We start from the raw sequence: 14,670 nt of genomic DNA on the forward strand, positions 1-14,670 counted from the left end.
GCGTGAGAGAAATCATGTTTCCCTTTGCAGATCTGCTGAAATTTTTTATCTTTGAGCGCGCCTATGAAAGTAAAAGATGATTCGCCGCGGAGAAGGCAGGAGTCCAAGTACAAGCGGCTCAGCCGTATCTACTATAACCGCATGTTCCCTCGCAGGCAGGATGCGCTGAAGGTTGCATGGTCGGTGTTTATCGGTGTATTTATCGGCGTGTGGCCGACCATCGGTTTTGCCATTATCCTTACTGTTGCTCTCTGCGCTTTGTTCCGCCTGCCCAAGGTTCCGGGTGTCGTGGCCGATTTTGTCGCCAATCCCGTGACGCAGTTCGGTATCTTCTACCCGTCGGGTTACTATATCGGTTGCAAGATTGTCGACCCTGATCCGATCAAGTTTGACTTCTTGGGTGAGTTCGAACGCATGTCTATTCGCAACTGCCTGGAAATCCTGAGGAACCTCTGGGAAAATGCTGCCGGACATCTGCTCGCATTCATGGTGGGAATCACGATTGTCGCGGCCATTACGGGTTTTGCGTTCTTCTTCCTGGCCTATTTTGTGGTCAGCTACCGCAAGAAGAAGTGGATTGAAGGTAAGACCGGCTATATCCATAACCTCATTTCTGAGGACGAAGTTTTAATCAAGGAATCACACAAAGGAAAGAAGCCCATGATGCATATCTATCCGTTCAAGGCCCTTCGCCCCGTCAATCCTGCCGAGGCCAAGGACATTTCCGCTCTCCCTTACGACGTGATGAACCGCGCCGAAGCCAAGGCCATGGCCGAGGGCCTGCCGCATTCCTACCTGCGCGTGACCCGCGCCGAACTGGAACTTGACGACAGTGTCGACGCTTACGACCCGAAGGTCTATGCCCATGCCCGTGCGAACCTCGAGAAGATGATTGCCGAGGGCGTCATCGCGCACGACAAGAAGGACTGCCTCTATGTCTACCGCCAGACGATGAACGGCCGCGAACAGTACGGCCTCGTTTGCACCGTGCCTGCCGCTGACTACTTCAACGGCATCATCAAGAAGCACGAACTCACCCGCGCCGACAAGGAAGAAGACCGCCTGCGTCATGTGCTCGACACCAACGCCAATACCGGTCCGGTGTTCCTGACTTACCGCGACAACGGCCAGTTCGACCTGTTCGGTGCCGTTACCAAGCGCAAGCCCGTCTATGACTTTGTGAGCGACGGCGACGGATTCGGCCACACCGTGTGGATTATCGATGACGATGCCGAGATTGCCGCCATCCGCAAGAGCTTCGAGGAAGTGCCCGTCAGCTACATCGCCGACGGCCACCACCGCAGCGCTGCCGGTGCCCGTGCCGCTAGCTACCGCGCCGAGCAGAATCCGAAGAACACGGGCGAGGAAGAATACAACCGCTACCTGGCCATCCTTTTCCCGAGCACGCAGCTCAAGATTCTCGACTACAACCGCGTGCTGAAGGACCTGAACGGCCGTACGCCGGAACAGCTCATGGACGAACTGAAGCTCGTGTTCGACATCGAGCAGCTCGCCGAGATGCAGCACCCGGCAAAGCAGAACCAGGTGAATATGTACCTGGGCGGCAAGTGGTACGCCTGCACGTTCAAGGACAAGTTCCTCAAGAACCTGGGCCCGGTCGACAGCCTCGACGTGGCCTTGCTCCAGAAGCTCGTGCTGAAGCCGATTTTCGACATCGACGACCCGCGCACCTCCAAGCGCATTGACTTCGTCGGAGGCATCCGCGGTCTCGGCGAACTCGTGAAGCGTGTCGACAGCGGTGAATGCGCCTGCGCGTTCGCGATGTACCCGACTACGCTCGACCAGCTCATGAACATCGCCGATGCGGGCGAGATCATGCCGCCGAAGAGCACCTGGTTCGAACCCAAGCTGCGCGACGGCCTGCTGGTCCACACGCTCGACTAGTAAAGGTCTTTGACGGAATTAGAAAAGCCCTGCCGTTATCGGCAGGGCTTTCTGCATAAAAGGACTGTTTCGCTTAGTTCACCTTGCGCATCACGCCGATGACGCGGCCCGCGATGGAGAAGTCGTTGCCCTTGTTCACGATGATGGGGCGGTACTTCGGGTTTGCAGGCCTGAGTTCGATATGGTCGTGCTGCGGCTGGTAGTACTTGACTGTCGCCTCGTTATTGACCTGCGCCACGATGATTTCGCCGCGTTCGGCGGATTTCTGCTGGCGGGCGAAGATGAGGTCGCCGTCGAAGATGCCGGCGTTAATCATGGAGTCGCCCTTGACGCGGAGCGCGAACACGTCGGAACGGCAGGCGAGGAAGTCGCGGTCGATTGTGACGGTGCCTTCGAGGTTCTGGACGGCAAGAATCGGCGTACCGGCGGCAACGCGGCCGACAATGGGGATCTCAATCGTATTGCTCGGGGCGGCTTCTGCAGTCGAGGCGTCGGTATTGACGATTTCGATACCGCGGCTCAGGCGCGGGGAGCGGTTGATGTAGCCCTTCTTGATGAGGGCGGCGAGGATGGAACGCACGCCGTTCGTCGAGGAAATCTCGAAGTGGTTGCCGATTTCGCGGACGGTGGGCGGCATGTGGTTCTCTTTCGCGTACTTCTTGATGTACTCGTAGATTTCAAGTTGACGGTCTGTCAATTCCTTGCGCTTGCTGTTTTCCATTTTAAACCTCGCAATGTAATTTATACTTCCTAAATATAATGCACAATTGGGCAATTGTCAATAGGTTCACTGCACAAAATTGCATTTTTTTTTCATGGCCCAGCCAAGTCTGATTGATTTCGGACCTTTTTTATGCGTTTTTACTACATTTCTTCATATAAATTCAATTGATGCGACAGGAGACGTTATCAAAATGGGCTTTTTCAAGAAATTATTCGCTTTGGCCGTAATTGCTGCTCTTGCCGGTTGCGGCGACGATTCCAGCGACAAGGGTGTTGCTGCAACAGACACTGACGATCACATAAGTGCAAACGATAGTAGCTCCTCGGGCAAGAACGGCGCAAAATCTTCCAGCAGCATAAGCAAGGACGCCCGCTCCTCCAGTAGCGGGAAAAATATCGGCAGCAGCTCGAGCAGCGAGAACGGTTCCAGTAGCAACGACTACGAACACGGATATATCGGCTTCATGGACGACCGAACCGTCGACTTGATTGCAAATGAACCGGTCCGCATTTGGGCTCCTACGGCAGACGGCCTCAAGCTTATCTCGACCGACACGCTCGACAGCGAGGGTAAACTTGCGCTGAATGCCTCCTTAAGCGGGTTCCATCTTGTCGAAATACGCTACGACGGCCTTGCCGCCATGAGGTGGCTCAACTTCAGTGACAACATGGAAAGTGGAATTTACGCGACAAAGCCGGCTGCCATGGTAACCGGAGTCATCAAGAACAGGGGCGTGGGTATCGAGGGCGCCAAGCTCAGCATTCTAGATATCGAATCGCAAACGAACGCCAACGGTGAATTCGAAATCGACGGCCTTCCTGACGGTGTGCATTTTATGACGGTCGAGTATAGCGGTGAATTTCGCATTTACCAGGTGCAGGTTTCGCGTACCGTAGGGTTCAGGGAAGAGCAGATCATGAACCAGATTGAATGGGACAATGGGGTCTATACGCTCCTGACCGATTTCGAGGATTGGCAGAGCGGTCGCACCGTTGTTGGCAATATGTTCGATTTCGTGGGTCCGTACTACTTCTTTACCGACTCCTTGAATGGTGGCGGTAGCCGCTGGATTGGCAAGGGTGAATTCGCCAATGCCGACAAGTTCCGGAACGACGACGTTATGGGTACTTGCATGTACCTCCACGCCAACATTGACGAAGAAACCGAAGATCATTTTGCGGGTGCCGGATTCCTTTTGGGCGAAGACGAGCGCGATGTCAAAGACAACAACTACGCTTTCTTTGACATTAGCGGTGCTACAGGGCTTTCGTTCGATGCGAAAGGTTCTGGCAGTTTGTTCCTACAGATTGTATCGCGCAAGGCCGACGGTAGCAGCGACTATATTTCGCCGAACTCCATAGAACTCACTGAAGAATGGAATACTTACACGTATTCCTTCGAAAAAGTTAGTTCCAGGCTTACCGCAGCTTCAGCCATAAACTTCATGTTCAAGGAAGATGCCGAAATCTACATTGATAACGTAAGGCTCGACGGGCTTGTAGCCACTACGTGGCCAAGCCTCGGCAAGAAATTTTAAATAGCAAAAAGAGACCCTCAAGGGGCCTCTTTTTATATCGGGGTAACCAGATTGCAAAATGTCGCTTTGCTCTATTTTGCCCTTCGGGCTTGCGCAGGGCGCAAGCTCAAAAACACCTTTGCCTTCGCTTTGCTCAGCGGTGTTTTTGTCGAACTGACTTCATCAGTTCGATCTGGCCCTAAGATATAAAAAGAGACCCTCAAGGGGAACCTTTGTTCATCGGGGTAACCAGATTGCAAAATGTCGCTTTGCTCTATTTTGCCCTTCGGGCTTGCGCAGGGCGCAAGCTCAAAAACACCTTTACGTTCGCTGCGCTCACCGGTGTTTTTGCCGAACTGACTTCGCAGTTCGATCTGGTCCCCGTAATACACAAAAGACCCCCTGATGGGGGTCTTTCGTGTATCGGGGTAACCAGATTCGAACTGATGACATTCTGCTCCCAAAGCAGACGCTCTACCAGGCTGAGCTACACCCCGAGTGCGACAAATATAGTAAATGTCGCTGAAAAGTGGGACTTTTAAATCTTTCTTTCTGCAATCCACTTGCGGACGGCTTCTTCGGCGCGGGCGGCAAGGATTTCCTTCTTGTTCTTTTTCTTGAGGCCTTCGTGGTGGGGGAGAAGCCCAAAGTTGAAGTTCATGGGCTGGAAGTTTTCGTTCTCTTCCACAAGGCGGTTCATGAGGGATGCGATGCAACTTTCTTCGGGGAGCGGGTCTGCGTGCCCGTGCAGAATCGTCTGCGCCATGTTCCAGGCGGCATACCAGCCGGTGGCGACTGCTTCGGTATAGCCTTCGCTGCCGGTAATCTGGCCTGCAAACCACGTGGGCGGGATTCCCTTGGCGCATTCGAGGTCCGGGCGCAGGCGTAGCGTAGCGTCCAGGAACTTGGGCGATTCGATGAAGGTGTTGCGGTGCATGCAGCCGAGGCGAGCGAACTTTGCGTTGCGCAGCGCGGGCACCATCGTGAAGATTTCCTTCTGCGTGCCCCACTTGAGGCGCGTCTGGAAACCCACCATATTGAACAAAGTCTTCTGCTTGTTTTCGGCGCGGAGCTGGATGACCGCGTACCACAATTTTCCGTTGTTGCCGAGTCCGAGTCCGATGGGGCGCATGGGGCCGTGACGGAGCGTCTCGTAGCCGCGGCGGGCCATTTCTTCGACGGGCAGGCAGCCTTCGAACAGTTCGTTCTTCTCGAAGGGTCGCGGCTCCACGGCTTCGGCCTCGCACAGTTTGCGGACAAACTCGGCGTAGGTCTCCTTGTCGAGCGGGCAGTTGATGAAGTCTGCCGTCTCGCCCTTCTCCCAGCGGTTCATGTAGAAGGCGTGGTCGAAGTCGATGCTGTCAGTCTCTACCACAGGGGCGATGGCGTCGAAGAAATGGAGGCGCTCGCTACCCAGGCGCTTGAAGATATCGTCGGCGAGCGCGTCGCTGGCCAGCGGCCCCGCCGCAACGAGGGTAGGGCAGTCGCCTTCGAGGCTTGTCACCTCTTCGCGGTGTAGCGTGATGTTTGGGCTCTCCGCAATCTTCTTCTCGACCGATTCGCTAAAGATGTCGCGGTTTACGGTAAGCGAATCGCCTGCGGGCACGGCTGCTTCGCGGGCAGAATCCAGCAAGAAACTCCCGAGCATCGTGAGTTCCTGCTTTAAGAGCCCGTGGGCGCTTGTAATGCCCAAAGCCTTGAAACTGTTGGAACAGACAAGCTGCGCCAAGTGTCCGTCTTTGTGGGCGGGCGTAGGCTTGACAGGCCGCATTTCGTACAAATCGACCTTGAACCCTCTAGAAGCAAGCTGTAGCGCGGCTTCGCAGCCTGCGAGGCCGCCACCAATAACACGTACGCGTTCGTTCATCAATTAGCCATCATCTTACGGTAGCTCTTGGCATTCCCGATCCAGAGCTTTACCAGCAGTTCCTCGAGCGATGCGGTCGATACGCAGTCCGGGTCGGCATCCTGGATTTCGTCAGAAATCAGGTTCGCCTGAGTCAGGTTCAGCATACCGTAATACATGGCTTCCATAAGCTGCGAAGCAAATTTCGGGGAGAGGTTCGCGACGTAGTCCATGTCGTTCAGGGGCGGCAACTGCTTGTTGTCGGGGCTGAATTGGTCGAGGTTGTCCATGGTCCACATGTCGGCAGCCTTGCCCATGTCGGGGGTGGGCGCTATCTTCTGGAGTTTTTCCTGATAGGCCTTCCATTCGACATCGGTAGTCTTGCCTGCCTTGCGTACAGACTTCAAGAAGGACAGGACCGCGTAGTAGAGGTCCTTTTCCTTCTGGTTTACTTCTCTTTGCGTCGTCGGAGCCATTGCAACCTTTGACTTAGTGGCGGAAGTGCCTCATGCCGGTGAACACCATGGCGATGCCGAACTCGTCACACTTTTCGATGGAGAGGTCGTCCTTCTTGGAACCACCCGGCTGCACGATGTAGCGCACGCCAGCATCGTGGGCGGCTTCTACGTTGTCCGGGAACGGGAAGAAGGCGTCGGAACCCATCACGACTTCGCCGAAGACCTTCTTTTCGAGAGCCTTGAGGCCGGCTTCATTGATGAGCTTGCCGCTTTCATCGAAGAACGCCTTGGCTTCTTCCATGCGGGCGACGTTGTCGCGCACGCGCGGCTGGCACAGGCGGAGGTTAGAGTCAATACGGTTGGGCTGACCGGGGCCGAGGCCCATCACCTGGAAGTAACCGGGCTTGTATTCGTAGCCCATCACGATGGCGTTACTCTTGGTGTGCTTGGTCACGAGCCAGGTAAAGCGGGCGAGGTCTTCCTTGTTCTTCGGGAACTGGGCCTTCGTCACGCATTCAAACTTTTCGTAGGTGTCCACGTCGCGGTCCTGAACGAGCATGCCGCCGATGACGTGCTTGTACACCTTGCAGTGGGTCGCCTTCTTGATTTCGCCGACTTCGAGCAGACGGATGTCCTTGGACTTGTTCTTGAGGAACTCGAGGGCGTCCTCGTCGAAAGCCGGAGCGAGGAGGATTTCCACGAACTTGCCCTTGAGGAACTCGGCAGTGTTGAGGTCGACCTTGCGGGTCACGGCAATCACGGAACCGAATGCCGACACCGGGTCACCTGCCCAGGCGGCTTCCATGGCTTCGCGGAGGCTTTCTCCGGTTGCAAGTCCGCACGGGTTCATGTGCTTCACGATCACGACTGCGTTGCCGTCGCTGAACTCGCGGGCCATTTCGAGGGCGGCGTCAGCGTCGACGATGTTGTTGTAAGAAAGTTCCTTGCCCCAGAGCTGCTTGGCGGTGGCGAGGCTTGCTTCGGTGCAGGTCGGGTCGCGGTAGAAGACAGCGGACTGGTGGGAGTTTTCACCGTAGCGCATCGGCACGGGGTCAACGAATTTGAGAATCAATTCTTCGGACATAACATTTCCTTTGTGTTTTTCTTTAATAAATATAGTTTTTTTTGATGTATCCCGTGAGCAACAAAGCCCCAGTTATTAAACTGGGGCGGTTGCGAGAGCGGTATCAAAAAGCCCCGTGGCATGGTGCCAAAGGGCTTTAATGCGGCTCGTTAGAACCGCTTGCTTTATGCTGTATTACTTGAGCGTGATGCGGGCGGACTTGGTTGCCTTGCCTGCCTGCACGCGCACGATGTAGCTGCCAGCCGTCAGGTTCTCGAGAGAAACCGTGTGGGCTCCAGCCTGCATGGTTTCGGAGAGGCTCTTCACGGTGTGGCCGGTCATGTCGAACACCTGCACCTTCACGAGGCCGGACTTCGAAGTCATGATGCTCAGGTCGTGACCGCGGGCGGCGAGATTGAGGCCGGTTGCGGCATGGGCGATGGACTTGATTCCGATGACCTGGTCGACGCACTTGAGGTCGTCCACGTAGAGGTAGTTGAGATCCGGCTGCAGGTCTGAGTTCTTGTAACCAATGACTTCCCAAGCCATCTTCTTGATGCTGGCCTTGTTCAATTCGATCTGCTCGCCCCAGGACGGCTGTCCCAGTTCATCCCATGTGATCACGACAGTCTTCCAGTCTGCGGAGTCAAGCAGCTTGCGCTGGTGATAGGCATAATCCTGAACCTGACCGTCCTGAATCTTGAACGTATGGCGGCTTCCCTTGTAACGGTAGGAAATACCCTTGCAGGCACTCATGTCGAATCCAACAGAGGTGTCAGCCATCATGTTGAGACCAAGAGCCACGAACGGAGCTTCTCCGTATTCAGCCTGGTTCCAGACAATGCCTTGCAGGCCGACAAAGCCCTGTGTGCCGTTGGTCGGGTCAGTCGAACCCGGGAACACGACGACATAGCCGGGGAGGGCCTGGTCGTAGACGTTCGTGATGCTGGAAAGTCCACCCGGGTCCTTGTCGGTGTAGGCGTACCAGGTTCCGGTCGTGTTGAGGACTTCGTCGCCGTCTTCGACGTCGTCGATGACGAGGAGGTCGGTAATTACGACAGTGGAGGATACTGGCGGAACGGTGACAGAGGAAGAGCTGGAGGTCGGGTTCGTGACGCTGGAACTCGAGGTAGTCGAAGAAGAGGAATTTACGGAGGAGGACGATGTCGTCGCGGTCCCGGAAATGGCCGTGATGCTAACGCCGTCGCAACGGACGTCATCGACATAGAGATAGTCGTAAAGCGGCTGAATTTCAGAAGCTGGACGGTCAACAACACCGTTCACTTCCCAAGCCAGACGTTTGGCCTTGCCCAGGTTCGCACTCAGGTCCATAATCTGCGGATTTGCCCAGGTTGTATGTTGCTGGAACATATCCATGGTCAATTCAACGGTTTTCCATTCGCCGGAAGCTTCCGCTTCGGCAAAGTGGAAGTTGTAGTTGGTAATCGGAGAGATCTCGACACGGAAGTTATGGGCTGCGCCTTTGTACTTATAAGAAATTGTGGAGCAGTTCGCAAGTTGAGCGAATTCTGAAGTATCCTTCTTGAAGTTCAGGCCCATGGCGACATACGGAGCCCAGCGGTATCCACCCTGGTCAATGTAAATCCCTTCCAGGGCAGCCATGTACTTGGATTCATTACCTCCCTTGGCGGAGACGACCACATCATAGACTTCTTTGTCAAAGTCATTTGTCCATTTCTTGTTGGAAATCTTAGTTGATCCTGTGCCGTCGGAACCTTTTTCATCGGAATCTGCCCATGCCGACCAGAAACCGCCCGTATAGGTGTAACGGTCGCCATCTTCAAGGTCGTCAATGATATTAGTCTTTTCTCCGTTTGTGACACCCTGGGAGAATCCGGATTCGGCAGAAGAAGAGCCGAGGCTGTTTCCAAGACCGCAATCCTTATAGCTGTGGCTGCCGGCGAGGAATCCCTTCACCATGCTTCCGGAAGTAGAATACTTAAGTCCCTGGTTCAGGGTGAGGGTCGTAAATGCTGCGGACTTTTCGTTGATGGCTGAAGCAGACCAGTTTGCCCAGGAAACGCCATTCTGGTTCATCCAGTTCACCCAGGACTGGCTTTCGCCTTGGTTCGGGTCGCCATCGCCAGAGGCGTTGACCGTGCCCCATTCAGAAGCGAATACAGGAATGCCTGCATCCATGGCATCCTTGGCGCGTTTCGGGTAGTCTCCGCTGGCTGAGTGCGATGCGGCATAGAAATGGAGCGTGCAGGCGAAATTCTTCTTGGAGTCCTGAATGCCTGCAGTGGCGCACTGTTCCGGATGGCTGGACCATTCGGGGCTACCTACGAGAATCAGGTTGTCGGAATACTTGCGGATGATGGGAATCACCTGGTTTGCATGAGAAGCGACCGTACTCATTTGGGCGCCATTCGGTTCGTTCCACACTTCGAAAATTACGTTGTGGGTCTTGCCGAATTCCTTAGCGGCCCATTCGAAGAACTCCTTGGCTTCGTTTGTGTAACCCTGGGCACTTTCGATGTGCCAGTCAAGGATGATATAGATATCGTTTTCGACAGCTGCATAGACCATCTTCTTGACCATGGCCTTCTGGTCATTTGCGCCACCCATGGTATAGGAACGTCCGTGGCTATCGAACTTCTCGTCGGCAACGCCCAAGGCGAAACGGAGAACTTCGATTCCCATGTCCTTCACCATAAGGCCCATGGCCTGGGAAGTGTAGTACACAAGTGCGCTATCTGCAGCGGAACTCCAGAAAAGGCTCATGCCCTTCACCTGGACTGTTGAACTGGAGTACTGCGGACAAGTGCCAGACAGTTTGCTGCCGTTGGCCTTGAGGGCACCATACGTGCTTACAGGACCAACCCTGCCCGGAACTACGGCCATGGCTGCCGTTGCTGCAACGAGCATCATTGTTGCTAGAATCTTTTTCATTTGACATCCTCTGATTTTTTTGGTTTACACCGTCCCGCCTAAAAAATAGATTACTCTGCGGAAAAAACACGTAATATTATAAATACAATCAATCTAGCCCTTTTACCAAGCACAATGTAAACTTGTTTTTTACCATGCGCGGGGCCTTATGTCGCGCTTTTTGTTATATTGAGCAGCAAAGGGTTTGTTCCATGAAAATAACAGATTTTTCTACCTGGCTGGCTGGCCTGCTTGAACCGCAGGCGTTCAAGGATTATTGCGTGAATGGCCTCTGTGTGGAGGGTTCCCCGGAAGTGACCCGCGTGGTGACGGGGGTGTCTTTTCGTGATCGCCTGATCGATGCCGCCATCGAAAACAAGGCCGACTGCATCATCGTGCACCATCCGAACGGGTTCTGGAATGGCGAAAACCGCGTGCTTGTCGGCAAGTTCGGTGAACGCATGCGCCGCCTGATGCAGAATGGCATATCGCTCTATGGCTACCACTTGCCGCTGGATGGGCAGCCGGAATTCGGGAACAACGCCCTTATCGCGAAGGCCTTTGGTCTCGTAAACCTTGCTGGGTTCATGCGCGAGGGGGAACGTGATGTGGGTGTCGTGGGGGAATTTGGCAAACCTGTTCCACGCGAAGGTCTTGTGGATTTGGCCTGCGGGGTCTTTGAAAACGGGGTGCAGGCTTCGCTCCTTTACGGTAAAACGGAAATCCTGAAGGTCGCCATCTGCAGCGGGGGCGGAGCCTCGGGTGTGGATGAAGCCATTGCTCTAGGTGCTGACGCCTACATTACGGGCGAAATCAAGGAGCCGACAGCCATCGCCGTGGAGGAGGCCGGCTTCAACCTGCTAGCCTGCGGGCATCACCGCACCGAGATTTTCGGGGTGAGGGCGCTCGCGAAAAAGATCCAGGACGAACTGGGTATTCCCGCGATGTTTGTGAATATCGACAATCCCATATAGTACGGGAACTGTGTTTGTTTCTTACAATTATCTTACGAACGGCTAAAAATGCTCTTTTTCGCCCGAAAAGAAGGTTTTACCTTTCTCAGGGTTGATTTTTTTGAAGGGTATTTACTATTTTCACCCCCGTGAAGTTCATCAAGGCGAACATACACTACCAGAATTCCTCGAAGTCGGTGACCCTCAGTCTGCCGGAATTTTTGTTCCGCGGCCACAAGGTTATCCGTGCGTTCGTGGTTGTGGGGCTCCTGCTCCTGGTGGTGCAGCTTGCCGCGACCCTGGTATACGACGGCGTGCTCGGCCATGTGCTCAAGGCCCGTATCGACCTGGATAAGCAGATGGCCCAGATCGAGGGGACGCTCGAGTACCTGGACGGAACTTCGACGGTATTCTTCAAGGACGAGCAGCGTGTACACTCGAAGTTCGCCCTGACCCCTCCCGACGAGGAGGCGCGTGAGATGGGCACGGGTGGCTTTATCGGCCCCGATTCCCTGCTCATCCGCGAGACATCCCCGGTCTTTGAGCGTATGGCGCTCCTGCGCGAAAATGCGGGCCGCATCCAGAACAAACTGGAAATGAACAGCGCCGCCTTCGCCTCCCTTTCTGAATACGTGGGCCAGCAGCAGTCCCGCTGGCGCTACATTCCCTCCATTGCCCCGACTAGCGGCCGTTTCGGTTCTCCGTTTGGCCCGAGAATTCACCCCGTGACCGGCGAAATCGGCCGTATGCACCAGGGTGTGGATATCTCCAACGAGCGCTGGACTCCGATATTTGCGACTGCCGATGGTGTCGTCGAACAGGCGAAGAACAGCCCTTCCTTCGGTAACTACGTGGCCATCAACCACGGAAACAACCTGAAGACCCGTTACGGGCACATGCAGATGCTTCTTGTAAAGCCGGGCCAGCTGGTCCGCCGTTACCAGATTATCGGTTACATGGGATCTACAGGAATGTCTACCGGCACCCATCTCCATTACGAGGTCTGGGTCGGGGACCGTCCGGTGAATCCCGTTGCCTACATACTTCCAGGCGACTACTCGGTCGACTGATATCCCGTTTCGCTCCAGTTAGGCGGCGTTCCCTTGGGACGGCGTGCGGGATAAGCCCCTTCGGGGGATTACATGAAATTATTGCTTTGTCTCGCGGTCTCCGTGACTGCGTGTCCGCTCTTTGTCGAGTTCTTCCCGGACCCGGTGGATATTGGAGATAAAGAGGGGGAGTTTGTCGAGGTTCGTCTGGATTCGTCCTTTGCGGCGGACTCGATCTTTTTTTCTGTAGACGCCAAGGCGGCGTTCGCCGTTCCCTACCCGGAGGGAAGTCGGCTGATCCTGGTGCACGACAGCGCATTTTGCCCCTCGAAAGACGATGTTGCCTGTGCGGTGATGGCCGTGTCGCTCCCGAACTCGCGTGAAAGTTCCTGGAAACTGGAGGCGGGAACCTGCCTGGATTCTGCCCTGTTGCCCACCCCGAAGGCGGGGAAGGCTTTCCAGAGGCGCGGGGAGACCGACGACTGGGTGCTTGCGGCTGCGACTCCGGGCTATGCGAATGCGGATTACGAGAGCGGCATACGGGATTGCGGGCTTGCCTCTGTGCGCATACGGCAGGAGGGGGCGGATTCGTCGGTCGGTCGCGTATTCCATGTGGAGGGCTGGCTCACGGGTTGCCCGGGTGCCGACCTGCGGGTTAGGTCGCAGGACTTGTCGGCTGGAGTGTGGTACGAGGATTCCATTGAGGTCGTTGAAAGTTTCCGCCTGGAGCTTATGGCTCGCGGGAGCCTCTGGCTGCACCTCGCGCTCCCCGATGACGAGTACCCGCTGAACAATGTGCTGGATACGCTCCTGCTTGTGGAGGGCCGCTCGCCCCTCGTTGTATCGGAGGTCCATCATTGCCCGCCGGAACCTGTCCCCGAATGGGTGGAAGTCTATAACGCCTCCCGCTCGCCGTTCCCTCTATCGCAGTTGCACCTTTGCGGTAGGGGTGGTACCTGGGGTGGAGCCCTGGATTCCATATCGCCCCTGCAGGCGATTCTCGTTACGAAGGATTCCGCGGAACTGAGGGCGCATCTCGGGTTTGCTGACGTGCGCATCGTGCAGGCACCGATAGGCTACCTCAACAACACGGGAGGTTCGCTATCGCTCTGCCTTGGTTCGCAGGTCGTGGACAGTGTCTCGTGGAGCAAGGGAATGGCGTCGTGCCCCGACGGGTTTAGCCCGTTGGCGGGGGCTCCGGAAAATACCCCAGGCTTTGTCCCGAAGGCGGGTAGCAGGGCCGAGGAACCCTTCACGATGACTCTTTCATCGCGTGTAGTCCGTACGAAGGGTACGCCTCTGCGGGTCCGCGTGGAGGCTCGTGACGATGTGGCGCTTCGCTTGCTGGATTCCGCTGGCCGGGAAATCTGGAAGGGAATTGCTCCCGCAGGTTCGTCCGTCTGGATCGAGGTGCCGGTACGGGAACGTGCCCGGAAGGGCGTGAACTATGTTGCCGCAAGGCTCGGCGATTTCGAAAAGGTGGTGGGAATTGTTCTTCGTCCGTAATTATTCTCGCGTAGTCATTTTCGTCATGGCGCTCTGCTCGTGGGGCGCCTGCTACGATTCTCCTGTCCCGGAGGGCTTTGGTGTTTGGGGTGCCCCGGAAGGGTTGCCTGGCTGGAATACTACTCCGGCAAGGCTTCCCAGTACCACTGTCGGCGCCTCGGGCTACATGCGTACGGGCGATGTCGGCGAATGGGCGCTTTCGGCTGCGGGGGAGTGGCAGATGCGCCGTTTCAGGGGAGCATTTCTCTATGGCTATTACGCTCTTGATTCGCTGTACAGACAGTCCGGTGCGATGCTTGAGTTTTCCCTTTTGTACGGAGCTGTCCTTGCGGGGGCTGGTGCTGGCGTATATGCGGAATGGCTTCCGGGCGATGCCGCATGGCTACGGTATAGGATCAAGGCCGGACTTTCCGGCCGGGCTTTTGGTTTTACTTTGTCTGTGCTATGGTCCGGGTTTACGGACGAAATTCCGGATTACCCCTGGGCGTGCCTATACTGGGAGCCTTCCGGAATATTCTCCGCCTTCGCGCAGACGGACTGGAATACGGTCTCTGTCGGTACGCTTCTCCATCTTGCATGGGGAAATGTCGAAACTTCTTACAGGTTTCCCGGATTTGCCTTTGCCTTCGGGGTCAGTTTCGGCATTGGCGGGTTTTCTGCCGGCATAAACCACGGCTCGTCGGGCTCAATGCCCGGCTGGAACAGTGTATGGCTCGAGAAAAGGTTGAAAAAACGCGAGAATTTCGACTGACCCGTAT

The 14,670-nt window shown here is 55.6% G+C and carries 12 protein-coding genes, 1 tRNA gene and 1 pseudogene; 7 read left to right on the forward strand and 7 right to left on the reverse strand.

Annotated features, from left to right (window positions below; genetic code table 11):
- Positions 1–63 precede the first annotated feature (63 nt).
- Positions 64–561, forward strand: a pseudogene (locus tag B7994_RS14455) (DUF2062 domain-containing protein); the annotation flags it as partial.
- A 99-nt stretch (positions 562–660) separates the two neighbouring features.
- Positions 661–1,905, forward strand: coding sequence for a DUF1015 domain-containing protein (locus tag B7994_RS08415; RefSeq protein WP_369832767.1), 1,245 nt, complete (start codon positions 661–663; stop codon positions 1,903–1,905).
- Between the two features lie 73 nt (positions 1,906–1,978).
- Here B7994_RS08415 and lexA read toward each other — a convergent pair whose 3' ends face one another.
- Positions 1,979–2,626 carry a transcriptional repressor LexA gene (gene lexA, locus B7994_RS08420; protein WP_088638022.1) on the reverse strand — a complete coding sequence of 216 codons (648 nt, stop codon included), beginning with the start codon at positions 2,624–2,626 and terminating at the stop codon, positions 1,979–1,981.
- A gap of 220 nt (positions 2,627–2,846) precedes the next feature.
- Here lexA and B7994_RS08425 point away from each other — a divergent pair, with 220 nt between their 5' ends.
- A complete protein-coding gene (locus B7994_RS08425) occupies positions 2,847–4,166 on the forward strand; it encodes a carboxypeptidase-like regulatory domain-containing protein (protein ID WP_144063811.1) in 1,320 nt (439 codons plus the stop codon).
- A 71-nt stretch (positions 4,167–4,237) separates the two neighbouring features.
- On the opposite strand, the gene B7994_RS08430 is transcribed toward B7994_RS08425, so the two are convergent.
- The 6 genes from B7994_RS08430 to B7994_RS08455 all read right to left on the reverse strand — a co-directional run bounded on the left by B7994_RS08430 (position 4,238) and on the right by B7994_RS08455 (position 10,425).
- Positions 4,238–4,537, reverse strand: coding sequence for a hypothetical protein (locus B7994_RS08430; protein ID WP_088638024.1), 300 nt, complete (start codon positions 4,535–4,537; stop codon positions 4,238–4,240).
- A gap of 31 nt (positions 4,538–4,568) precedes the next feature.
- A tRNA-Pro gene (locus B7994_RS08435) sits at positions 4,569–4,642 on the reverse strand.
- Positions 4,643–4,683: 41 nt separating this feature from the next.
- Positions 4,684–6,012, reverse strand: a complete 1,329-nt coding sequence (trmFO, locus tag B7994_RS08440; RefSeq protein WP_088638025.1) for a methylenetetrahydrofolate--tRNA-(uracil(54)-C(5))-methyltransferase (FADH(2)-oxidizing) TrmFO — start codon at positions 6,010–6,012, stop codon at positions 4,684–4,686.
- Complete coding sequence (locus B7994_RS08445; RefSeq protein ID WP_088638026.1) at positions 6,012–6,467, reverse strand: hypothetical protein; 456 nt, start codon at positions 6,465–6,467, stop codon at positions 6,012–6,014. The genes trmFO and B7994_RS08445 overlap by 1 nt, the downstream gene beginning before the upstream one ends.
- Before the next feature lie 13 nt (positions 6,468–6,480).
- A complete protein-coding gene (locus B7994_RS08450) occupies positions 6,481–7,605 on the reverse strand; it encodes an IMP cyclohydrolase (protein WP_369832768.1) in 1,125 nt (374 codons plus the stop codon).
- A gap of 102 nt (positions 7,606–7,707) precedes the next feature.
- Positions 7,708–10,425, reverse strand: a complete 2,718-nt coding sequence (locus tag B7994_RS08455) for a CIA30 family protein (protein WP_088638028.1) — start codon at positions 10,423–10,425, stop codon at positions 7,708–7,710.
- A 191-nt stretch (positions 10,426–10,616) separates the two neighbouring features.
- On the opposite strand from B7994_RS08455, the gene B7994_RS08460 reads away from it, so the two are divergent.
- From B7994_RS08460 to B7994_RS08475, 4 genes are all read left to right on the forward strand, one after another.
- The gene (locus B7994_RS08460; RefSeq protein WP_088638029.1) at positions 10,617–11,378 is read left to right on the forward strand and encodes a Nif3-like dinuclear metal center hexameric protein; all 762 of its coding nucleotides are present in this window, start codon (positions 10,617–10,619) and stop codon (positions 11,376–11,378) included.
- 128 nt (positions 11,379–11,506) lie between these two features.
- Entirely contained in the window at positions 11,507–12,427 is a 921-nt protein-coding gene (locus tag B7994_RS08465) for a M23 family metallopeptidase (RefSeq protein WP_088638030.1), read from the forward strand.
- Between the two features lie 72 nt (positions 12,428–12,499).
- Positions 12,500–13,912, forward strand: coding sequence for a lamin tail domain-containing protein (locus B7994_RS08470; RefSeq protein WP_144063812.1), 1,413 nt, complete (start codon positions 12,500–12,502; stop codon positions 13,910–13,912).
- On the forward strand, positions 13,896–14,663 hold the full coding sequence (locus B7994_RS08475; RefSeq protein ID WP_088638032.1) for a hypothetical protein: 768 nt from the start codon (positions 13,896–13,898) through the stop codon (positions 14,661–14,663). The genes B7994_RS08470 and B7994_RS08475 overlap by 17 nt, the downstream gene beginning before the upstream one ends.
- The last annotated feature ends 7 nt before the right edge of the window (positions 14,664–14,670 follow it).

The sequence above is a fragment of the Fibrobacter sp. UWR2 genome, assembly GCF_002210285.1.
Taxonomy (GTDB): domain Bacteria; phylum Fibrobacterota; class Fibrobacteria; order Fibrobacterales; family Fibrobacteraceae; genus Fibrobacter.

What these genes read in the sequence shown, in the direction of transcription:
- B7994_RS08445 (WP_088638026.1), bottom strand. Translation starts at nt 6,467, where the DNA reads ATGGCTCCGACGACGCAAAGAGAAGTAAACCAGAAGGAAAAGGACCTC.
- B7994_RS08470 (WP_144063812.1), top strand. Translation starts at nt 12,500, where the DNA reads ATGAAATTATTGCTTTGTCTCGCGGTCTCCGTGACTGCGTGTCCGCTC.
- lexA (WP_088638022.1), bottom strand. Translation starts at nt 2,626, where the DNA reads ATGGAAAACAGCAAGCGCAAGGAATTGACAGACCGTCAACTTGAAATC.
- B7994_RS08455 (WP_088638028.1), bottom strand. Translation starts at nt 10,425, where the DNA reads ATGAAAAAGATTCTAGCAACAATGATGCTCGTTGCAGCAACGGCAGCC.
- B7994_RS08415 (WP_369832767.1), top strand. Translation starts at nt 661, where the DNA reads ATGATGCATATCTATCCGTTCAAGGCCCTTCGCCCCGTCAATCCTGCC.
- B7994_RS08460 (WP_088638029.1), top strand. Translation starts at nt 10,617, where the DNA reads ATGAAAATAACAGATTTTTCTACCTGGCTGGCTGGCCTGCTTGAACCG.
- trmFO (WP_088638025.1), bottom strand. Translation starts at nt 6,012, where the DNA reads ATGAACGAACGCGTACGTGTTATTGGTGGCGGCCTCGCAGGCTGCGAA.